Origin of the sequence: Xanthomonas sp. WHRI 6106, assembly GCF_040202405.1 — a bacterium.
GTDB classification, from domain to species: Bacteria; Pseudomonadota; Gammaproteobacteria; order Xanthomonadales; family Xanthomonadaceae; genus Xanthomonas; species Xanthomonas cannabis.
Genome location: NZ_JBEGFC010000011.1, coordinates 148652 through 170641, shown reverse-complemented (window position 1 = coordinate 170641; position 21990 = coordinate 148652). Strand labels below are relative to the sequence as shown.

The window sequence follows — 21990 nt, the reverse complement described above, 5'->3', positions numbered from 1 at the left end:
CCGGGGCTTTTTGGTTTCCGCTCAGTATCGGCAATTTGCCTGGCCAGCGAGCCGGCCCTGCCTCCGGCGCATCGCCTGACCACTGCGGACCTCGGCCACGATGTCGCTCAGCTGCAATTGCATGACCCTCCGCACGGCACCACACAGCAGAAGGCCCCGGCATGCCGGGGCCTTGCAGTGCTGACGCGACACACCCGTCTGACCATGGCATGCCGGGCACGCCATCGTTGCAATCAGAACTGCCAGCGCAGACCGACGTTGGCGTTGATGCTGTTCGAATCCGAACGCCCGCGCTCGGCACCGACGTTGCCATACAGCGAGAACGCATCGTTGAGTTCGTAGCGCACGCCCACCGAGGCGCGTACGGCCTGCCGCGAGACCGGCGTGCCCGCCACGTTGAAGCGTGCTTCCGGCAGACCGGTGAACCAGGCGGTGAAGTCGGCATTCGGATTGCCCAGCAGCGAGCGATACGCAACCAGGCCATCGAAGCCCCACTTGCCATGCACCAGGTGACCACGCACGCCGACTTCGCCATACCCTGCGCGCAGGGTGTCGCTGCCGGCGCTCAGGCCCAACCCGGTCACCGAGGCCTCACTGAACGCGTCCTGGGTCTGGCTGACCACACCTGCCGCCACGAACGGCGACAACCCTGCGTGCGGCATCAGGCCGACTTCGGCGCGCAGCGACCAGTTGGTGTCGTGGCGGCTGTCCTGCAGACGCTCGCCGATGCTGCCGGCCTGCACGTTGCGCTCGGTCTCGACATTGCTCATGCCGTACGACCCGATGCCCGACACATACGCTTGGCCGAGCGGCTGATACAGATACGCCGTCATCGCATAGCGATCCGAGCGCAGACGGCTGGCCGATGCATCGATATGGGCGCGATCCTGGCCCGAGGTCAGCGCCGCGCCCACCACCGTGCCGGCGCCGCCCACCGGCAGATCCACACCGACGGTGGTGGCCTGCTGGGTATAGTCGGCCGAGGCAAAGCCACTGCGGCGCATGTCGCCATCCAGATAGCTGCCCTGCATCCAGGTGGTCAGCGTGGTGGTGTCGGCCAGGTACGGCAGACGATCGGCGGCAACCCGGGCATCGTTGAGTGCGGACTGGAAGCCCAGCGTGCGCTCCACGCCATGCACCTGACCGACCAGCGTCGGCAGCGATGCAGCCACCTGCGCATCGGAAGCCGCCAGCAGCGCGCCGGTGGCGCTGATCAGGCCGCCCAGGTTTGCAGTGTCGCCGGCGGCCACGCGCGTATCCAGCACCTTTACCAGCGTATCGGCCTGGCTTGCACCGCTGACCACTGCCTGCGGTGCACCGGCCGCCTGCGCACTCGCGGCCGACGCATTCCGCGTCAAGGTTGCGGTGACGGTGGTCGGGTCGTACGCAAGCGAGGCGGTCCAGAAGAAATTGTTGGCGTACTGCACGCGGTCGAAGGTGCCTTGCAGGACGCCGGCCTTGACGATCCGTTCGGTGCTGCCGACGGTGTAGCCGGCCGCTTCCGGCAACAGCAGCAGATTGCCCTTCAGGCTGGCCAGGCCAGTGACGGTGAGGCCCTTGCCCAATTCGATGGCGGTGGTGCCGGTCGCGTTGACCAGGCTGTAGCCGCCGTTGATGACACCGCCGCGTGACTCGAAGGTGGCGGAGTTGGCGACCAGAAGGTCCGAGCGCAGGCTGCCGGAAAGCGACAGCACGCCATCGACAATGGTGGTGCCGCCGGTGTAGGTATTGGTCCCGCTCAGGGTGAGCTTGCCGGTGCCGTTCTTGGTCAGGCTGCCGGCACCGGAGATATCGTTGCCGAAGGTGCTGTCGTAGCCGGCACCGACATTGGCCGACCAGTTGCTGGCGAACTGGCCCGGCCCCTTGATGGCCTTGGCCGCATTGACCAGGCCCCAGCCGTACAGCGCGTCCACACCCGGGTCGCCCAGGTCGGTGGCGGTGGTCAGCAAGGTCTGCTGCAGGTTGGACGCGCTCATCCACGGGTACACGCCCAGCACCTGCGCAGCGACGCCGCTGACGGCTGCGGTGGAGAACGAGGTGCCGGCGACCTGGCCCTGCAACTCGGTGCCGGCCAGCGCTGGCGCGGTGAAGCTGCCCGGCGCGACCAGGCACCACTGCGCCGCTGCACCGCAGTGGTTGGAATAGCTGGTCAGGCCCGCGGCTTTCCCGGAGCTATCGACATTGATCGCGCCCACGGCCAGCCAGTTGTTGCGCACACTGGCTTCCTGCACCGGCGTCGCCGCCGGGTACGAGGCTTCCGTCGCGCCTTCGTTGCCGGTGGAAGCAACGATCAGCGCATCTGCCTGCACCAGCGGGGTCAGTGCGAACCGCCACGCCGCGGCCGCATTGGCGCTGCCGGCGGCATCGGCGTACGACGCGCCCAGCGACAGGTTGGCGATGCGCACGCCGGAGGCGGCCAGATCCACCGCTGCGCGACGCGCTTGCTGGGTACCGCAGGAATTTTCTGCACAGATACGTGCATAGAACAGGTCTGCATCCGGCGCAACACCGCCGGCAAAACCGTCCTGCGCCGAGCCTAGCACCAGCGCCGACACGATCGTGCCGTGGCCGCGCAGCGCATTGGACGACGACTCGGGCGTGCCCGGGCTGGCGGTGTAATCGTTGACGCTATCGACCTTGCCGTTGATCGGCGTGTAGCTCGGCACCAGATTGTCGTCCAGCACCGCCAGCTTCACCCCCTGACCCCGAGCGCCGGCCTGCTGCGCCAGATCGGCATTGATCGGCACCAGCAGGTTGCTGCCCACGCCCTGGTAGCGGGCAGGCGCAGGGGTCGGAACCGGCGCGGTCTTGGGTAGCGGGTCGGCAGTGGTGTCCGGCGTGGTCGGCGCGGTCGGTGTCGTCGGTGTCGTCGGAACAGCTGGTGCGGGCGTGGTCGGTGCCGGCGTCGTCGGAACAGTCGGCGCTGGTGCGATCACGGTGCTCTGTGGCGGGTCGTTACGGACGTTGCCACCGCCACCGCCGCCGCCACAGGCGGTCAGGACAAGGCAGGAGGCGATGGTTGTTGCAAGCAGCGAGCGATTCATGGGTTGGTCGATTCCGTAAGAGGCGCGCCGCTACTGCTGGATCTGAATCTGGCGCAAAGGGTCCCTGCGCCAGCGAGCGCCAGCGAAGGCATATATTTCACGGGTTATTCACTTCGAGGGTTTGCTAGTCCGTCCCCTCGGAGCAGCGCTTGCGACAAACCCGGCTGATGCACGATTGCAATCGCCGCAGCTTGCGGATTGTTTAACGGCGCTACCTGCCGCCTCTAAAATCTGAATGGACAGTTGCTATTCAGAGATGGAACCGCTCGATAGCCATTTACGATTTAATCCATAGCTAAATCGGATTAAAGGGTGCGCGAATGGCCCTATTGGAACCAAAGGTGACACCGAGCTGGACAATAAGTGGTCACGTTTCTCGAGGGGCGGCAATCCTAGATGAGACCCAAATCGCATGTAATAGGGGAAACAGCTAGCAGATGTAGGGGGATTGCCCACCCGGCGTAGCGGATTCAAGCGCACGTTAGGGCATCTAACGGGCTCTTCTGCTAGCTGCTATGTTTGAATATCAGGGGCGTCGCATCGGTAAGCTATCCATGGCTTGGACGCCGCGCGATCTATTTATCAAGCCGCGGCCGTGAGGATCGACTGCAATCTTGTCGCGGAGATTGTGCAAAATTCGACGTTCTTTGCGCAAAATTGCGCAATCGGTTGCATGAAAATGAATGGCTTGAATAATTTTGTTTATTTAACGCCAGTATTTAAAATATCCCTGGCAAGCCGGCGCGTCGGAAATATTCGCCAGATGAGGGGTCAAAGTATATTTTAGTGGCCGGCGAATAAATCACTATAAATACTGGCCGTGCCACTTCCACCCCGGGTCGACGGCCAAGGCTTCCTAAGCTTAGGCAGGCGCCGCCAACTTGCTGCTCCTTGAGCTATCCACCGCTGCCATTACATGCAGGGGAGGGCGAGTCACCGGGCGGGTAGCCGTCGACGAACGTTGATGGTGAGACGCAGAAGGCGCCCTGACCCCGGCGCGTAGCAGCCCGTCGCCAGGCGAGGCGCGGCACGACCACCACGACGTCGTCATCGCCTCGCATGGCGCTGCCCTGGAGTCTGCCCAATAAGGGCTGCCGACAGCGAAGGGCCTGGCATCGCAGCGTCACCGGTAGCGTCTGCATAAACCATTCAAAGTGAGACGCTGGCGTGGTGTGGAATCGCCGCTATCCTCGGGTCGATGGGCACCAAGCAAAGCGACACCTTGATGGCGATGGATGGGACCGATCAGGGCCTGCCGTATCGTGTCGTCGCCCGTCAGCTGGAGCCTCAACGCGTGGTGCTGGACACCTTGCAGGTATGCGGGCACACGGTACCGCTGGCCAGCGCGCCCACTTTCGGCTCGCTGCAGAGCGCGCTGGAGATCGGCACCCGACTGGCAGAGCAGTACATCGACCAGTTGATCAGGAAGCAGGCGCTTGCGCGGATGGCACCGCAGCGACGGCCGCCGCACCGCCGCGCTTCCGAATAGGCGGCTTCACCGGCTTGCGGCGCGCCGCCGACCGCATGCGGCATGATCCTGGCAATGACGGGCTTACCGGGTCTTGGCCAGCGCCGCCTTGGCGCGCGTTCCGGCGGCGGCGCCGACGCGCTGATCCAGAACCTGGGCCAGTGCGTTCAGCTGCGCCGTGCTCACGCCGATGTTCATGCTGATCTTCAGATGGGCCAGCAATTGCGCTTCCACGCCCTCCAGTGCCGCCAGCATGCTCACCGTGGCCAATTCGCGGCTGACCCAGTCCAGGTTGTCGCGCCCAAAGATGTCGCCGAACAGATGTGTCTTCAAATACGTATCGATGGTCGGCGCGAACTCGAACAGGGGGCCTGCCACCGGCGCGCCGGCCAACTGCGTCTGATTGGCAGTTCCCAACGCAAGCAACGCCGGCCCGGTCGGCACCGGGCCCGGCAGGGTGCCGGGCGCATCGTCGAGGCCACGCTGGCGGCGCGCCTGGGTGACCTGCATCAATTCGGCAAGCGCATTGAGACTGCGTGGAAAGCCGGCGTAGGCGTAGACCTGCACCAGCAGTTCCTTACAGTCGCTGACGCTCAGGCCGGCATCCAGGCCCGCGTTCAAGGCGCCGTCCAGGCGATCGATATCGCCGGTGGCGGCGAATGCAGCAATGGGGGCGATGGCCTGCTGCCGGGCCGTAAGGCTGTCCGAGATGGGCATGGTGGTTGACTCCGGAAACTGCTGTCGCGGGGGAGGGGCAGGACACAGACCGCGGCCGCGTTGAAGGGCGAGTCGCTACACGCGCGACCACTGCGTCGTGCCAGGCTGCCGTGGTTCTCCGCTAGATTTAGGGATAGACGCAGGCGATTCCAAGCGCCTGCCCGACCATGCATGGGTTAGACATGCGGCGGCACGTCGATGCCGCATCAGGCGTGCGTGGTTGCAGCGGCATGCTGTTTGACGCTGGCCTGTTGCATCCGGATGACCACCCCATCGGTGTGGAATGCATGCACTGAGGCGAGGACGTGTGGTCGTGGCGGCCTGTGAGCAGTCGTGCATCGGCACGTTGCCATCGCAGCGTCAGGCACGCATCAAGATCGACAGACCACCGAAATCAGCGAATCAAATTCGCTGCCGAGGGGCCTAATGGGTGCTATATGCGGAGAACCCTGCACGCACTGCGCTGCATGCCATTGTCGCGGCAAGCACAGCGTCGGTCGCGGTGTCACCGCAAATGACATTGCTGCAGACAATCGTTCGTGTGCGCTGCAGCGTCGCGCCCGACTGCATGCGGGCCCCACGCATGGGGCTGCTGTGGTTACGCGCATCGTGTCAGTGCAGATTCGCCAATATCATCCTGATCGTCACATGCGAGCTGGCAGCATCGTGGGCACGTTTCGCCATCGTTCCCAATGAGTCCGCCATGAATGCAACCGCTGTCCCGACCCGTGATCGGGCCATCCATCCGTTCCATGCAGCCGTTCTCGGCGGTGTGTGGCCCTTGTTCCTGGGCACGCTGCTCAGCGACTACGCCTACTGGAGCAGCTATCAGATCCAATGGAGCAACTTCGCTTCGTGGCTGTTGGTCGGCGCAATGGTGCTCACCACGCTTGCATTGATCGCGGCCATCGTTGGGCTGGTGCAGGGCAGCCGCAACGTGATTTATCTCATTGCACTGGTAGCAACGTGGATCGTGGGGTTCTTCGACGCCCTGCATCATGCACGCGACGCCTGGGCCATCATGCCGGCCGCATTGGTGCTGTCGGGCATTGCCACCTTGTTCGCCCTGGTCGCTACCTGGGCCGGGCTGTCGGGTCTGCGCATGGGAGGTGCACGATGAGCCGCGCGACACGTGTTCTGGCGGTCACTGCCCTGGCTGTCGCCCTGGCTGCCTGCGGCAAGGCACCTGAGCTAGACCAACACGGCGCCACGCCGCAATTGCCCGCACCCGACCGTGGCGTGTTGCCCGACATGACGATCGCCGAGCCCACCGCCTGGGGCGAGCGCACACCCACAGTTCCGGCGGGCTATCGCATCGCCGCCATCGCCACCGATCTGGGCATCCCGCGGCAGACGCTGGTGCTGCCGAACGGCGACATCCTGGTGGCCGAAGGCCGTGGCGGCGCTGCACCCAACCTCAAGCCCAAGGACATCATTGCCGGCCCGATCAAGGCCAAGGGCACCTCCAAGGCTAAGAGCGGTAACCGCCTGACGTTGTTGCGCGATGCCGACGGCGATGGCACCTATGAACTGAAGACCGTATTTGCCGACAAACTCAACGCGCCCTACGGGCTCGCGTTGATCGGCGACGCGTTGTACGTGGCCAACCAGGATGCGCTGGTGCGTTTCGAGTATCGCGAGGGCCAGACCAAGGCCAGCGGCGCGCCGAGCAAGGTGACCGACCTGCCATCGGCCATCAACCACCACTGGACCAAGGCGCTGACCGCCAGCGCCGACGGACGCTACCTGTACGTGGCCATCGGCTCCAACAGCAACATCACCGAGCGCGGCATGGTCGCCGAAGTCGACCGCGCACAGGTGTGGCAGGTGGACGCGGCAACCGGCGCACACAAGCCGTATGCCACCGGTCTGCGCAACCCGACCGCACTGGCGATCCAGCCCGGCACCGGTGCGTTGTGGGCCGTGGTCAACGAACGCGACGAAATCGGTCCTAACCTGGTGCCGGACTACCTGACATCGGTACGCGAAGGCGGCTTCTATGGGTGGCCGTACAGTTACTGGGGCAAGAACGTCGACACCCGCGTCATGCCGCAGGACCCTGAAAAAGTAGCCTCCGCCATCGAGCCGGACTACGCCCTGGGCTCGCATGTCGCGGCGCTGGGCGTTGCGTTTTCGTCGAGCGCCCTGGGCGCGAAATTCGCAGACGGCGTGTTCGTCGGCGAACACGGCAGCTGGAACCGCGACCCGCCGGTTGGCTACAAGGTGGTGTTCGTACCGTTCCGCAACGGCCGCCCGGCGGGCGAGCCCATCGACTTCGTCGCCGGCTTCCATGGCGACGACGGCAAGACCCGCGGCCGCCCGGTCGGTGTCACGGTGGACCCGCGCGGCGCACTGATCGTGGCTGACGATCTGGCCAATATCATCTGGCGTATCACGCCGGAGACCGCCGCTGCTGCGCCTGCCACGCAGTGAGTCACCGCCTGCAAGCCTGCCCGGCTCCGCAAGTAGCCGGGCAGGATGCAAGCGCTCCACTGGGCGCGCGCCTGGCAGGACGTGATGTGTTTCGCTGCCGAAGTAGACATTGCTCTTTGGCAGATGGTGCCGCAACGACAAGCCCACGGTTTCGGCTGCGTGTGGCGAGATGCGTAACTCGCAGTTGCATCGGCCCATTCAAGGCGGCTGGCCGAGAACAACCGTGCTGACGGGGATATGCATCCGCATCGCATTGACATACAGTGCCGGCCCCGCGCCGGCAGTGCCGCGTGGGCGTCGGGCACAGGACATGGCCGGGCATTGCCATTCGGCTGAAACGTGCAACAAGGCGGCAACGACGGGACGACGTGCTGCCGATCGCCAAGGGTAGTGTTGTAGATGGTGTTGAGATGTTTGATGGCGATCGGCGCCGGGCTGCTGTTGATGTCGCCGGTTGCTGCAGCAGAGATTGTTGGTCGGGCCACCGTCACGGATGGAGACACGATCACCGTGGCGCAACAACGCATCCGCCTGTGGGGGATCGACGCGCCGGAGAGTGCGCAACAGTGCAGCGATCAGCTTGGGCGCCCGTGGCCGTGCGGTCGTCGCTCCGCCGCCGCACTGGACAGCCATCTGACGGACAAGACCGTACGCTGTCAGCCGAAGGAGACCGATCGCTACGGTCGCACCGTTGCCGAATGCACGGTGCAGGGCCAATCGGTCAACCGCTGGATGGTACGTTCGGGCTGGGCCGTGGCCTATCGCCAGTACGCCACTGCGTTCGTCGCCGACGAGCGCCTCGCCCAGCAGCAACAGCGCAATCTCTGGCAAGGCAGCTTCCAGATGCCTGCCGACTATCGGCGCAACAAACGCAACCAGGTCGCGTCCCGCGTGCGGCCATCGCCGCCCGCACCGGGCCATTGCGCCATCAAGGGCAACATCTCCGGCAAGGGCAACAAGATCTTCCACGTGCCGGGCCAGCGCGACTATGCACGCACCAGCATCTCGGCGGCAAAGGGCGAGCGGTATTTCTGCTCGCCGCAGGAAGCGATCAATGCAGGCTGGCGCCGCGCAGCGCGCTGAGGGACGGGCAGTGGGGTCTCGCGCAGCCTGTTGCAGGGTTCGCGTCCTGCAAGCCAATGCCTATCGCTGATGGCGGTTGCTGGCACTGCGTCGCAGCTGCGGCATGCTGTCTGCGCGGGCTCGGGAGCAGCACCTAAACTCCCTGCGGTTGCTGCGCAGTGCCGTCATGCAATGGGTAACGCGTGCATGCCAGCGCCAGCGCGCCGCCTTGGTCTACAGCCGCGCTCGCCTCGCGGTAAACGCAGTCGCGCATGGCGTTACCTGCAACATGGATCACCTCATCCGGTTTGTTAGCATCGCGCCATCCCCGTAGAGATGCCCATCCCCATGACGTCACTGCATGTACCTGAGCCCGCGCTTTTTCTGCCTGGCCAGGGCGAGCCCTCGCTGCGCTGGGGCGTGCTGGGGCCCGGCGTCATCGCCTCGGCATTCGTGGCGCCATGCGTCGTAACACTGCGCAACGTCCGGTTGCGGTGGCCTCGCGCAGTGCCGAGCGTGCGCATGCGTTTGCGAACGCCTGGGCAATGGACCGTGCGTACGACCGCTACGACGCCTTGGTCGAAGACCCGCATATCGATATCGTCTACGTCGCCACGCCGCATAGCGAACACCTCGAACACGGCCTGCTGGCGTTACGTGCCGGCAAGCATGTGCTGATCGAAAAGCCCATGACCACCTGCGCCGCCGATGCGCGCGTGCTGGTGGAAGAAGCGCATGCGCGTGGCCTGTTCCTGATGGAGGCCATGTGGAGCAGATATCTTCCACACACCTCGGTGATCCGCAGGCTGCTGGCCGACGGCGCGCTTGGTGACGTGCGGCATGTGTTTGCCGACCTGAGTCAGCACGGCCCCGGCGACCCCGCACACCGGCAACGCCGGCCCGAACTCGGTGGCGGCGCCTTGCTCGACCTGAGGGTCTACGCCGTGCAGTTCTCTTCCATGATCCTCGCGGCGCCCACCGCAATCACTGCAGTGGGAGCGCTTACCGAGACCGGTGTCGATGCCTTCTCGACCGTGGTGCTGTCGCATGGCGCGCATGCGCAATCCACCCTGATCAGTTCCATCGTCGGACGCAGTAGTTCGCGTGCCTATGTCGCCGGCACCGAAGGCCGCATCGACCTGGCCGGCGATTTCCATAATCCGACCACGCTGCACATTGCCGGCAACCAGGATGCCGGCGCCGCCGTGGAATGGACCGACCCGACCGGCATCAGGGGTTATCAGGGACTGTCGTGGCAAGCCACCGCGGCTGCCCGTTACATCGGCCAGGGTTACACGCAATCGCCGCTGCATCCCTTGGATGAAGTGGTGCAGATCATGCACACACTGGACGTGGCACGCGCACAGGTGCAAGCCGCCAGTGCGGCTGGCACAGGAGCCCTTTGATCAGCGGCGCCATGCAGCTTGCAGCGATGGCGGCGGGCGCCGAGGTCCACTGCGCGCCCGCCGCTTTTATTACGGCAGATCGCACTTGATCTTGGCATCCACGTAATACGGCTTGGGGACGTCGGGGTTGGTGCTGGTCTTTTCGAACACCACTTCGAACGATGCCGGATCAACCTTGCCCTGACGCGACGTACAGGCGTCCTGCAGCTTCTTCTTGACCGCCGCAATGCCCGCATCGCGGTTGGCGCCATCGGCACTGTTGGTCAGGTTGGCGACCTCCGCCCAGGCCTGGGCGCTCAGGCCGAGCAGGCATCCAGCAAGCACCACACTGTGCAGTTGTTTCATACGATCTCCTTTGCGATGTCCGTGATGCACTGTCCTTGGAGACGCAACGGGTGCCCCGCTGCGCGTCGTCAGCATAGGCAACGTGCGTTAACGGTCCGTCGGCGCCGCCTCCGAGGACGAACTCCCCCAAATGACGCGCGTGCTGCGGTCAGCGCATGAGCGACACCGTCGCCCATGCCAGCACGATGTAACGCGTGGTCTTGGCGACAGCCACCAGCGGCAGGAAAACGCGCAGCGGCTCACGCATGACGCCTGCGGCCAGTGTCAGCGGGTCGCCGATCACCGGCATCCAGCTCAGTAGCAGCGACCACCTGCCGTACCGGCCATACCACGCCTGCGCACGCGCCAGGGCAGCCGGTTTGACCGGAAACCAGGGTCGCGCCTGAAAGCGCACCACCTCGCGCCCGATCCACCAGTTGATGAGCGAGCCCAGGACGTTGCCCAGGCTCGCCGCCGCAACCAGCCCCACCACCGAGCCGCCATCCAGCACCAAGGCTGCCAATGCCGCTTCCGATTGCGCAGGCAGCAGGGTAGCGGCGATCAATGACAGGGCAAACAACGAGAAGTACGTCAACGATGACCTGTAGCGGATGGAGGCGGCTTGAGTGTATCGACGTCCGCCACCAGCGGCCTGGCAACGACTGCTTCCGCAATTGCCCTGGCAGCTGCGGGTACTAACTGGAGGCTGGCGTCGCGCCGCTTTGGCGGCGATGCAGCGCATGCCGGGCCAACCGGGCGACCGGTAGGGCAGGGCACTGCGAGAATCGCCGGTTGCGCAGCGGCCAGCTGCACACGGATGACACGCCGCGTGTAGGGCCCGGTTCGCAAGCAACGCGGCCCTCCCGAGCAGATGGTCCATGGCTGGCAGTGCGCGTCAGCCGGTGCACACCGCACTGCCCGGTGCTGCCTCGCTTGCATGCAGCGGCGAGCCTGCCTCGCTGTCACAGCAAGGCAAGCTGCCCCACCGCATTGCGCACGCTTTTCTTGGTCATGCGCACCACCGAGCGGTGGATGGTCATGCCTTCGATCAAGGCATCGATCGCGCTCGCAGCGGCCTTGGAAAAATGCAGCTCCAGCGCCGCCCGGCTACGTGCCATCCACTGCTCCATGATCGCGGTCATCTCCGGATGACGGCGCGCAAACGCATACAGCTCATAGCTGAGCAGCAGCACCCGCGGGGACGCCGTGCCGTCGGCAAAGATGATGTTCGCCACCGCATCGCAGGCTTGGTCGCGGTTCCTGGCAGCGCGGATTTCGGCGGCAAAGTTGCTGGAGACCTCCTGCGAAAAGCGCGTAAAGGCAGCAATCAACAGTTCGTGCATCGAGCCGAAGTAGTAGGTGGTCGCACCCAAGGGCACCTGCGCCTGCTCGGCGACCTTGCGGAAGGTGGTGCCGGCCACGCCATGCTCCACGATCACCTGCAGCGCGGCCAGCTCGATGTGTTCTTTCCGGTTTGGATCCTGGCGCCAGGTTCTGCCGCTCATCTGCATCCACGCACGTATCGACCGCCGTGATGGTAATCGAGAGTTGACTCACCAATTGGTACGGATGTACAAATTGGCGCAATCGGCTTCCGCGCCTGACGCGGAGGCTCCCCGGATGGCATGGCGTAGCGTTACCTTGAGAGGAACAGGCATGAGCGATTGCGAACAACACCCCGTCGATATCGGGCGCAGGCTGACCCTGGGTGGTCTGGCTGCCGGCAGCGTGGTCATGGCGACCGGTGCAGGTGCAGCGCCGCCCAGCCGCTGGCAGCAGGGCAGCTGGCTCAATGCGCCCAGGCAGCATCGCGTGCTGGGCGACGACGTGCTCGAGGTCGTGACCGACAAGGGCACGGACTTCTGGCGTGAGACGCACTACGGCTTCACGCGCGACAGCGGGCATTTTCTCGGCTTCGCGGCGCCGGCTGCATTTACCTGCCAGCTACGCATTCGCGGCAGGTTCGATCAACTCTACGACCAGGCCGGCATCATGATCCGCGCCAACGAGCGCCAGTGGGTCAAGGCTGGCATCGAGCTCAGCGACGGCCGCGCCATGCTCAGCAGCGTGCTCACCGACGGCAGGTCGGACTGGGCCACCGGTCCTTACGAGGGAGACCCGTCCGACTTCTGGATGCGCGCCACCGTCGAAAAAGGCGTGCTGCGTCTGCAGGCGTCCAGGGACGGCGTCTACTGGCCGCTGGTTCGGCTGTGCCCGTTCCCGGTCGCCGCACGTTATCTGGCCGGCCCGATGACCTGCACACCGGAGCGCGAAGGCTTGAAGGTGCAGTTCTCGGACTGGCAACTCGGCCCGGTGCTGGGCAAGGAACTGCACGATCTGTCGTGAGAGATGCCTGCCAGCGCGATAGGCACGCTCCACGATGGGAAGAGTAGGGCGGCGATGCCTGCAGCCACCGTCGAGGCGCATCATCAGTGCGATGTGGGTAGCGCCCTCTCGAGATACATGCGAGCGGCGGGATGAGTCGTACGCGCCACCGTGGACGCGCTCGCCGCAGACCTCGCGGCCTAGCCCAGCCAAGCCGAGCAATCGGTCTTGCTGCCGCACAGGGTCCTGGCCTTCTCGTGCACCCGGGCCATCACCGCAGCGCCTTGCGCACGATGCTGCTTGCTCCAGGCTCGCAAGGATGCGCCGACAGGATCGAAATGCCTGCGGTTCTTGCGCAGATAGCCGTCGGGCTGCTTGGCCAGATCGCCGAGCACCTGGGTGGCAACCGCCTCGATGCCCCGCGCATCGTCAGGGCTGAGCCGGATCATGGCACCCAGGTAGGGCATGCCACGCTGTATCAGAGTGCCCTCGCTACCTGGAGCTTCGTACGCCTTCTTGAACCAGGACAACGCGGTCTTGCGGTCGCCGCGTTCCTCGGCCAGATGGCCCAGGTAAGGCATGTAGTACGAAGGGGTCTTGCTGCGCCCCAGCTCGGCCAGCAGTACCTGTTCGGCGCCGCTGTTGTCGCCCACGTCGACCAGCAGGTCGACGGCGGCCTCGATGGTGGACTGACGCTCCTCGGCCGTCTTTGCCGTTGCCAGCGCCCACTGAACGCGCTGATGCACGGTGTCGACCACGTCGGCGGGCAGGGGAGGCTGCGGCCCGGCCGCCTCCGATGCTGCGGGTTGTCCCTGGGCCAACCGTGCGAGGTCGACCGCTGCAGATGCGGTGCGCAAGCGGTCCACGATCGGCAGCGTGGGGTCGGCGTAGGCCTGCGCCAATGCCGCATTCCATGCCTTGGACAAGGCGGCGCGCTCGCCTGCATCGTCGGTGGCGGCGGCCACCAGCGTGGCGGCATACGCGTTCAGTACGTGCAGGTTGGCGCGTACATCGGCCGGGTCCGCGATCACGGCCTGCAGCAGTGCGTGCGTTGCCGCAGAGGCCACCGGCTTCTGCCCGCCGACCAGTACCGCCAACAACCCGAAGCGCCGTTGCAGATGCGGCTCCGGCGCTGTCTTTGCCAGCGTGGCGAGCACGCCGGGGGCGTCCTTGGCCTCGACCAGCTGGTTGTCCAGCAGCCAGCCATAGTTGCTCAGCAACGCCCATTGATCCGTCTTCAGCGATGCCGGAGTCTTCAACGCTGCGTCTAGCAATTGCTTGGTGCCGGTCGGCAACTGGGTCGCTGCGCGCAGGCTCTGGATGAGCTGTGCCGTGGTGGTGTCGCCGATCACCCGGGTGATTTCGCTGCCATCCGCACGCAGCATGATCATGGTCGGATAGCCCTTGACCCCAAAGCGCTCACCAGCGGCCTGCGCCTCCTCCAGGTCTCCATCCAGGTGCACCAGTACGAACTGCTGCGCTTGCGCAATGAACGCCGGATCCTTGAACGTGGTGGCCTTGAGACGATTGCAAGGCGGGCACCACACCGCACCCCAGTACATCAGGAGCGGCTTGCCGGTCTTCCTGGCTTCTTCAAAGGCTTTGTCGACATTGCCTTCCTGCCACAGGATGCTGGCCGGCGCCTGCGCTCGCGCAGTTGTAGCCGGGGAGGGCGCCGCTGACGCCGCGGGTTTTTCGCATGCAGTCAGCATCGCAAGCACAGCCGAGAGCGCCATCAGTGCCAGGGACCGCGAACGAAGAGACAGTGCCATGCAACGCCTTTGCCTGAAGGAGACGGTTGCACGCGTCATCAGGCAGCCTTGAATGCTGCGCCGCGTGCACCGGCACTGTCACTTACTTCGATTTCTTGAAGGCCCGGCAATGCGAACTGCTGTCACGCCAGGCGCAATCCTGGCCGAAAGCGCGTTTGTCGTGGCGGATTGATTCAGGGTGTCTGGCATTCAACACGGCATGGGCGATTCCTAGAGCGTCAAAGACAGCCGACGGTTTCTCAGACGTTTCCGCCGAACGCGTTCCAACCAGAACAGCACGTGCTGACGAGGCGGGGCGCCTTCGAAGTGTTCAATTATCTCAATCGGCACCGCACGCGCGTGTCCATGTCGCACACCGACTACGCCGTGGTGCTCAAGGATTGCAAGTGAGCCAGTTCGGCCCGGGGCAGGTGAGACGGGATGGGCTGCATTCGGTGGTGATCGATGGGGTGACGCGCTAACGCGGCGACCTGATGGCTGGATGGCGTAGCGGGCTGGCACTTCCTCGCAAGAACACCGCCCTATCGGGACTGGCTTGATAGGGCCCCTCAAGCCTAGCTTGCTCATGCGGCAGGCGCATCCAGTCGCTGCCTCGCTCCTCATGGTCAACGTGACCCCGGGCGCGTCGGGCCCCTGCGGTCCATTCTTCCACTTGAATGCGAGGTTGATCGTCCAGCGGCCAGCTCGATGCACTTCCATAGCTTTCATAAGATTCGACGTAGATGCGCCGTCCAGTCGATCACTGGCTGGCTGGACGTCCGCAGATTGATGACGATGTAGGCATCACCCGATGGGAAATGAACCTGACTCGCTTGGTTCCTCGGTGCATAGCACCACCAGATCTGCCTGTGCGACCGGCAGAGCGAAAGGCTACCGTGGCTCGGGCCGCAGATCAGCACAGCCTTGAAGTCGTCACCGTTGATATCCCAGTCGTCGAAAATGTCGGTGCCGGTAGACAGCCAATCAACAGACCGTCACTCCATTTCGCATAATGTATATTATGTAAAAATAAGTGCTTGCTCCACATGCCCCAATGTGGGTGGCAACCAAACAATGAAGCCAAGCGGCTTACTGCCGCAGCAGGAACACGCATTGCGCTGCCTCATCCTGATATGCGCGCGCCGTTTTTGACAGAAGTGCTTGTTGCCACCCTCAATGCTGCCAGTGTCCGCAGCACGCAACTCCTGCTGCGCAACGTCTCCGGTATCGGGGTCGACGATGCCGATGTCCTAGTGACCCAGGCGCTCGCTGTAGCGCCGAAGCTCTGGTGCTGCTACCTCGATTTGCTGAATTTCTCGCAGGCTGGAGCCTATTCCGGCGGCTGCATTTGCCGGCTGTGGCATTTGCTACGGCAGGATTGCTCAATGACATGCGTACCGTCAGGATCGACAACAAATGCGCAGCCAATGAGCCGATGACCCACCTGATCGCACTGGGGCACCGAGAGATTGCTTTCATCACCAGCCCGACAGGCCACGACGATAGCAGCGAACGCCTGGCCGGCTACCGGCACGGTCATGCACCAGCCAATCCAGGAGATGGGCATCACTGCAGTCGATTTAATGCTGCATGCAGTCACCGAACCGTTGCTACCGGCCTGGCGCGAGCTCGTACATCCGCATTCGCTGGTTCCGTGCGACTCCACGGTCGCGCCCTGACACAGGTCAGTGCCCTCCCCCTTTTACTATGCCGTCTACCACCATGCCCGCATCGCCCAACGCGCAACAACACGCCACACGTGCTGCATTCTTCTTGCCAGGCTTCGTCACTGCCGTGTGGGCCATCATCGTACCTTTCGCGAAAACGCACGCGGGCCTCGACGATGCCGCGCTTGGGGTGGTGCTGCTCTGCCTAGGCACCGGCTCGCTCATCGCCATGCCGCTCGCCGGCGCGCTGGCCGCAAGGCACGGCTGTCGAACCATCATGGTCTTTACCACGGTGGTGATGCTGGCGTTGCTGCCAATGCTTGGACTTGCGAACGGCGCGTTCTGGCTTGGAATAACCCTGTTCTTCTTCGGCGCCGCAATCGGTGCGATGGACTGCACCATGAACATCCAGGCCGTCGTTGTCGAGCGCGACAGCGGGCGCACGATGATGTCCGGGTTCCACGCGTTTTACAGCATAGGCGGCTTCGTCGGCGCAGGTGCCATGACGCTCATGCTGGCCGCAGGTGTTGCACTGCTGGCCACGACACTGCTGGCGGTTGCGACGATGGCCGTGCTGACGGCAGTGGCTGCTCGTCACTGGCGTTCGAACAAGCTCGAACACGCCGGGCCACCCTTTGCGGTGCCCAGCGGGATCGTGCTGCTGATCGGTCTGCTGGCTTTCGTGGCATTTCTGGCAGAGGGCTCGGTGCTGGACTGGAGCGCGGTATTCCTGGCCGAGACACGGCATGTTGCCCCAAGCCTCGCAGGCCTGGGATATGTGGTGTTCTCGTTGTCGATGACCGTTACCCGGCTTTTCGGGGACTCGCTGGTCGAACGCCTGGGACGCACCTCATCGATCATGGTGGGTGGCCTGATAGGCGCTGCTGGCTTCCTGATCGCGACGTTGGTCTCTGTCTGGCAGGTATCGCTGGTCGGATACGGGCTTATCGGTGTGGGATGCGCCAACATCGTGCCGGCATTATTTTCGATGGCCGGATCGCAACGATCAATGCCTGAAAGCATTGCGATTCCTGCGGTGACGACGCTTGGCTACGCAGGGGTGCTGGCCGGGCCGGCGTTGATCGGATTTGTTTCGCACAGCGCCGGTTTGATCACGGCGCTGATCGGAGTTGCAATCGCGCTGCTGGCAGTGGCTGCCGCTGCACCTTTGCTCAGCAGGTTGGCAAAGTAAACGTCCCAGGCCTTGCTCCCTACCCGCCTCGACAACGACGGCCGGGCTCGGCACGCCTGCCCCGCTTGTTGCGGGAACCCGATACGGCAGCAGCTCCGTCTGCCTGGGCAGCGCATTGCATGCAGCCCACCGGGCATCGCATCACCCATCAACGCAGGGGCTGGCTGCGGGCACTGCAATGATCAGGCACGTGCAGCAATCGCCGTGACAGCGTCGGCCAGCGCCAGCAGGTGACTGGCCGGCGTAAAGACCTGCGGCGTCACGCGAATGCAGGAGCCGCTGGCAAGGTCGCTACGCACGACAGTGAAGATGCCGAATTCGTTCTGCAAGGATGCCTGCAGCGCGCTGACCGCTGCTTTCGAACTGCGACCTCGCAAGCGAAATCCGCCCATGCCCGATGCATTGCTGGCGTCTGCGGCGCCAAGGATTTCCACCGCATCTGACGCATCCAGTCGCGACACCCAGACATTGCGCAGATACGTCAAGCGCGCGTGCTTGTTGGCACCTCCCACTGCCTGATGAAAGGCCAGCGCATCCGGAACGGTCATGAAGGCCGCAAAGTCCGATGTCGCCAAATGCACGCGGTTTGCAACATCCGCATCGCCCTCCTCTTCTCCAGGAAATGGCTTCACTGCACCAAGGGTGCCTTGCCGCATGTAGAGCGCGCCAACGCCGACCGGCGACCCGATCCATTTATGCAGGTTGAAGACCGCCCAATCGACATCGAGCGCGTCGAGCGTGAAGTCCAGTAGCCCCCAGGATTGGGCGCAATCGCAGATGACGTCGATCCCGCGTTGCCTGGCCAGGGCGGCGATCTGCCGGACCGGCAGGACGAGCCCGTGCTGATTGCTGACGTGGGTCAGAAGGACCAGCTTGAGCCGTGGGTGCGCATCGAACGCCTGCGCATACGTCTGGAGATAATCTTCGTCGCTACCGCTGCTTGGCAGGTCGAGCCTGTGACCGCCGACGTGACGTGATTTGCTCAACCAAGCCATCATGCGTTTGAACTCCGGGTAGTCTGCGTCCGCCCAAAGAATGCTGTCGCCTGGTGTCAGCCTGTCGTACTGCGTGATCAGGTTGATAAAGGATTCGGTCGCATTGCGCGTGAGCATCACCTCGTGGACATTGACGCCGAGCGCGTCCGCAACCAGCCTGCGTGAGTTCAGAAAGTCTGCATCGTACGCACGACGGGCGTACCAGGAGAGCTCCTTGTTGACCTTGTGCGTATGCCGAGCAAAAGCGGCCTCCACCTGCATCGACATCTTGCCCCAATAGCCGTGCTCGAGGTTGATGATGTCGTCCTGTTCTGTATACAGCGCTCGAATCTTGCTCCAGTGCGCTTCATCCGCGGCGAGCTCATCCGGCGGTTTGGGCGACTGGGGGACGTTGGAGGGAATGTCGGTCGCTCCCGTTTCGGGGAGCATCGATGAAACGGCGAGCGAAGCGGAAAACTTCAAGAAATCTCGGCGCTCTTGCATGTGCCCCTCTCAGCCAAAGGTTGATCCAACCACTGCAGCGTCGCGTCAGCTGCTGCTGACGCCCCGCAGCTGCCATGCATGGGCCACGTCCTGTGAACCCGTGCTCCATCTACGCAGACGTCCCGTGTGCTGCAGTGATCGTCTCGACTTGCCATCCGCTGGCAGCCCAATTAAAACGTCAGGGCGGCGCGCATGAACACGGTTCGTCCGCTGAAGCCGAAGGGCGATGTTGCGTTGTAAGGATGCATCCCTGCGTTATCCGAACCGTTGCTGCCCGCCGCGACGCTTGCCACCGTGGAGGCAATATTCTCGTCGGGATAGATATCGAAAAGATTCTGTGCGCCCAGGCTGACACGCAGTGCGGGCGTTACCTGTGCGGACAGTTCCAGGTCGGTGATGATCTTCGGAGAAAACGTTTGAATCACATCGTAGGTGCTGGCAGAGGCGGCGACCAGGCGGGTGTCGTAGCCAGGCGTCAGTGCGGCCACCTGTGCTGCGTTCCTGGCCGTCATCGCAACCGTGGAAACCTTGCCGTAGCGCGTATTCGTCATGCTGGCCGCAAAGCGCCCATGCGTGTAGTTCAGGTTGAACATCAGCTTGTCGCGCGGCAGGCTGTCGGAGTAGCGCAGCTGCTGGGTCAAGTCGAATAGCGGCGTCGTAATGCCTAACGCGGCGATCGGCGCGGGGGTGCCGGCAATCTGATCGAACTCGGTCTTGTTGTAGTTGCCGGCAAACGTGCCGGTCAGAACGGAGCCCTCATCGAAGACGCGTCGGTAGTTGACCACCAGGTCCAGGCCACGGGTGGTCGTATCGACCGCATTGGTCAGGAATGAGATCGCGGCAAAGCCGGATTGGCCATTGGCGGCTAGATAGCTGGTCAGGCGAGCATCCTGAAACGTCGAGGAAATCGCGATGCGATCACGCAGCTCGATGCGGTAGGCGTCCAACGATGCGGACCAGTTGCCGTTCTGAAAGACCGTGCCCAGCGACACGTTGCGGGACGTCTCCGGCTTCAGGTCCGAGGCTCCAGCCAGGCGCGCGGCTGGCGTATCCACTGCAGCCACCCGCACGATCGCCTGCGATCCATTGAGTATCAGCGTGTTGGAGGCGTTGTAGCCGGATTGCGCCAATGCCGGTGCCCGAAAGCCGGTGTTATATGACCCGCGCAGTGCCACGAGCGCATTGAGTTCCACACGGGCGGCCAGCTTGAAATTGGTGGTGTCGCCGAAGTCGGAGTAGTGCTCGTGGCGCGCGGCAGCGTTCAACAGCAGCCGACCGATCGGCGAATGTTCCGCCTCTGCGTAGACAGCCTGGCTGCGTCGGTCAAGGTCCGCAGTGTCATCCGGCCCGTTGCTGGGACCGGGCTGCGCACCCGGGATCGATGGGCGACCGATATTCGGGCCGTCCAGGATAGGGATGCCGCCGTTGATGTAGCCTTCCTCGGCGCCGGTGAACAGACGGTACCTCTCGTAGCGGTATTCCGCACCCAACGCCAGCCGCAATGGATTTGCATGCCCCACGGCAATCTCACGATTCAGATCCAGATTCGTGGTCCATTGATCGAACTCGGCGCCGTTACGGGAGAAGCGCGTCGGCGACTGGGCGCCGAGCGATACATTGACGCTGTTGTCATAGGTCAGGTCCTGCGTGTTGTTGCCGTAAACCGTCGAAAGGTCCCAGCCGAACCCGGCCAGGTCGTGCCCGCGTAGCCCTGCAGCGATCGAGGTATTGTCGATGGCGGTATCCAGGGTCGGGCTGTAGCCGTCGGGATAGATCGCACGAACGGTCTCGTCCTGCCCTGCGCGCCTGAAGAAGTAGGTAATGTCGCCATCCAGTCGGTTGTGGCCGCCGAACGAATACATCTCCACCGCATCGGACAGCGGCATCACCAGGTTGTAGAACAGCTGACGATTGGTGCTGGGCTGTGTGCCCAGGAACGCGGCTCCATTGCGGTCGAAGCGTGACTCGCGCGGGTCGCGTGTTCCATTGGAGCGCGTCAGGCCGATGCCGGACCCGAAGTTGCCGGATGGCGTCACCAACGCGCCGGTGGCAGTTGTACCGAAGTACTGTTGACGAGTGTCCGGGCGCGATCGATCGGTGGCACCGATATCCTGGATTGCCGCTGTCACGCGCAGCACGCCCTCGGCGCCGACCCGAAACCCGGTACCGGCAGCGACCTCATAGGTGTCGCCATCGCCTCGCGCAGTGGTCTGGTAGGTCGTGTGCGCGGTGCTCTGCAGCGAACGGTCCAGGCTCAGGTTGATGACCCCGGAAATCGCATCCGAGCCGTATTGGGCCGCCGCGCCGTCGCGCAGCACTTCGACGCGAGACAGCGCCAGCGATGGAATGGCATTGAAGTCGATCGAGATGTCGCCGCGGCCGATGCCGTTGCTCGCGTTGAGATCGGCCGAGGTATGGCGACGCTTGCCATTGATCAGCACCAGCACTTCGCCCGGCCCCAGGCCACGTAACGAAGGCGGCATCAGGTAATCGCCCGCACCAGACGCAATGGGACGCGGAATGTTGAAACTGGGCACTTCACTCTTGAGCATCTGCAGCAGGTCGACGCGCCCGTTACGCTCCAACTCCTCACGCGACACCAGATCTACGGGCGTCAGCGACTCGGTCAGTGACCGCCCCCCGAAGCGGCTGCCGACGCTCACCATGACCGCATCCAGCTCCTTGTCGACCGAGCCAGACCGGGCCGCACCCAGTTCCTGCGCAGCGCCCGGCGTTGCCGCGATCAATCCCACCGACAGAACACCTACCACGCATAAAGCCTGAGATTGCACGACCTTCCCCACTGAAATATTAGGTTATATCGTAACAATAAGTCTCGCGTCACAGTATGGCTCAGCCCGCTGCCGGCGCACGCGCTGCGTACGTAGCTGCGACTTGCTCGTGGGAGCCCGCAGTGCTCCGACGATGTCCCGGGGCGAGATTCCGCAGTTGGGTACGCATTCCTTCCGGCACGGTGCCACGCCGTATTTTTTGCTGTCATTCTGTAGAGCGCGCCCTGCTCTTCCGCGCTGTGGAGCGCTTCGTGCAGCTCGTCCCGCCCATGGGCGACACACGCGCCAGCCTGATTGCCGGCCGTCCCGCAATACTGATTTCCGGGCCGCT

The 21990-nt window shown here is 63.9% G+C and carries 15 protein-coding genes and 1 pseudogene; 8 read left to right on the top strand and 8 right to left on the bottom strand.

What is annotated here, in order from left to right:
- Positions 1–233: 233 nt before the first annotated feature.
- A complete protein-coding gene (locus tag ABQZ09_RS16150; RefSeq protein WP_228315289.1) occupies positions 234–3044 on the bottom strand; it encodes a S8 family serine peptidase in 2811 nt (936 codons plus the stop codon).
- Between the two features lie 1198 nt (positions 3045–4242).
- Between ABQZ09_RS16150 and ABQZ09_RS16145 the strand changes: the two genes are divergently transcribed.
- Complete coding sequence (locus ABQZ09_RS16145) at positions 4243–4533, top strand: hypothetical protein (protein ID WP_052210042.1); 291 nt, start codon at positions 4243–4245, stop codon at positions 4531–4533.
- A 63-nt stretch (positions 4534–4596) separates the two neighbouring features.
- Here ABQZ09_RS16145 and ABQZ09_RS16140 read toward each other — a convergent pair whose 3' ends face one another.
- Positions 4597–5229, bottom strand: coding sequence for a carboxymuconolactone decarboxylase family protein (locus tag ABQZ09_RS16140; protein ID WP_228315288.1), 633 nt, complete (start codon positions 5227–5229; stop codon positions 4597–4599).
- 703 nt (positions 5230–5932) lie between these two features.
- Here ABQZ09_RS16140 and ABQZ09_RS16135 point away from each other — a divergent pair.
- The 4 genes and pseudogenes from ABQZ09_RS16135 (at position 5933) to ABQZ09_RS16120 (ending at position 10130) form a co-directional block, all read left to right on the top strand.
- Positions 5933–6349, top strand: a complete 417-nt coding sequence (locus tag ABQZ09_RS16135; RefSeq protein WP_349777377.1) for a hypothetical protein — start codon at positions 5933–5935, stop codon at positions 6347–6349.
- Positions 6346–7662 (top strand): PQQ-dependent sugar dehydrogenase, encoded by a 1317-nt coding sequence (locus tag ABQZ09_RS16130; RefSeq protein WP_349777358.1) that lies wholly within the window; start codon positions 6346–6348, stop codon positions 7660–7662. The genes ABQZ09_RS16135 and ABQZ09_RS16130 overlap by 4 nt, the downstream gene beginning before the upstream one ends.
- A gap of 399 nt (positions 7663–8061) precedes the next feature.
- Positions 8062–8745 carry a thermonuclease family protein gene (locus tag ABQZ09_RS16125; RefSeq protein WP_166748600.1) on the top strand — a complete coding sequence of 228 codons (684 nt, stop codon included), beginning with the start codon at positions 8062–8064 and terminating at the stop codon, positions 8743–8745.
- 327 nt (positions 8746–9072) lie between these two features.
- A pseudogene (locus ABQZ09_RS16120) lies at positions 9073–10130 on the top strand (Gfo/Idh/MocA family protein).
- A gap of 69 nt (positions 10131–10199) precedes the next feature.
- Here ABQZ09_RS16120 and ABQZ09_RS16115 read toward each other — a convergent pair.
- The 3 genes from ABQZ09_RS16115 to ABQZ09_RS16105 all read right to left on the bottom strand — a co-directional run bounded on the left by ABQZ09_RS16115 (position 10200) and on the right by ABQZ09_RS16105 (position 11959).
- The gene (locus ABQZ09_RS16115) at positions 10200–10475 is read right to left on the bottom strand and encodes a hypothetical protein (RefSeq protein WP_228335696.1); all 276 of its coding nucleotides are present in this window, start codon (positions 10473–10475) and stop codon (positions 10200–10202) included.
- Positions 10476–10623: 148 nt separating this feature from the next.
- The gene (locus tag ABQZ09_RS16110; RefSeq protein ID WP_228335697.1) at positions 10624–11049 is read right to left on the bottom strand and encodes a YqaA family protein; all 426 of its coding nucleotides are present in this window, start codon (positions 11047–11049) and stop codon (positions 10624–10626) included.
- A 367-nt stretch (positions 11050–11416) separates the two neighbouring features.
- A complete protein-coding gene (locus ABQZ09_RS16105) occupies positions 11417–11959 on the bottom strand; it encodes a TetR/AcrR family transcriptional regulator (RefSeq protein WP_349777357.1) in 543 nt (180 codons plus the stop codon).
- Positions 11960–12110: 151 nt separating this feature from the next.
- Between ABQZ09_RS16105 and ABQZ09_RS16100 the strand changes: the two genes are divergently transcribed.
- Complete coding sequence (locus ABQZ09_RS16100) at positions 12111–12800, top strand: DUF1349 domain-containing protein (RefSeq protein ID WP_503019236.1); 690 nt, start codon at positions 12111–12113, stop codon at positions 12798–12800.
- A 179-nt stretch (positions 12801–12979) separates the two neighbouring features.
- Here the strand turns inward: ABQZ09_RS16100 and ABQZ09_RS16095 are convergent, their stop codons facing one another.
- Complete coding sequence (locus ABQZ09_RS16095) at positions 12980–14551, bottom strand: thioredoxin family protein (protein ID WP_349777356.1); 1572 nt, start codon at positions 14549–14551, stop codon at positions 12980–12982.
- A gap of 1016 nt (positions 14552–15567) precedes the next feature.
- On the opposite strand from ABQZ09_RS16095, the gene ABQZ09_RS16090 reads away from it, so the two are divergent.
- A complete protein-coding gene (locus ABQZ09_RS16090) occupies positions 15568–15969 on the top strand; it encodes a hypothetical protein (RefSeq protein ID WP_349777355.1) in 402 nt (133 codons plus the stop codon).
- A gap of 283 nt (positions 15970–16252) precedes the next feature.
- On the top strand, positions 16253–17389 hold the full coding sequence (locus ABQZ09_RS16085; protein ID WP_349777354.1) for an MFS transporter: 1137 nt from the start codon (positions 16253–16255) through the stop codon (positions 17387–17389).
- A 182-nt stretch (positions 17390–17571) separates the two neighbouring features.
- Here the strand turns inward: ABQZ09_RS16085 and ABQZ09_RS16080 are convergent, their stop codons facing one another.
- Together ABQZ09_RS16080 and ABQZ09_RS16075 are read right to left on the bottom strand one after the other, a co-directional pair.
- Positions 17572–18846, bottom strand: a complete 1275-nt coding sequence (locus tag ABQZ09_RS16080; protein ID WP_228315269.1) for an aminotransferase class V-fold PLP-dependent enzyme — start codon at positions 18844–18846, stop codon at positions 17572–17574.
- Positions 18847–19037: 191 nt separating this feature from the next.
- Positions 19038–21533, bottom strand: coding sequence for a TonB-dependent receptor plug domain-containing protein (locus ABQZ09_RS16075; protein ID WP_184555395.1), 2496 nt, complete (start codon positions 21531–21533; stop codon positions 19038–19040).
- Between the last annotated feature and the right edge of the window lie 457 nt (positions 21534–21990).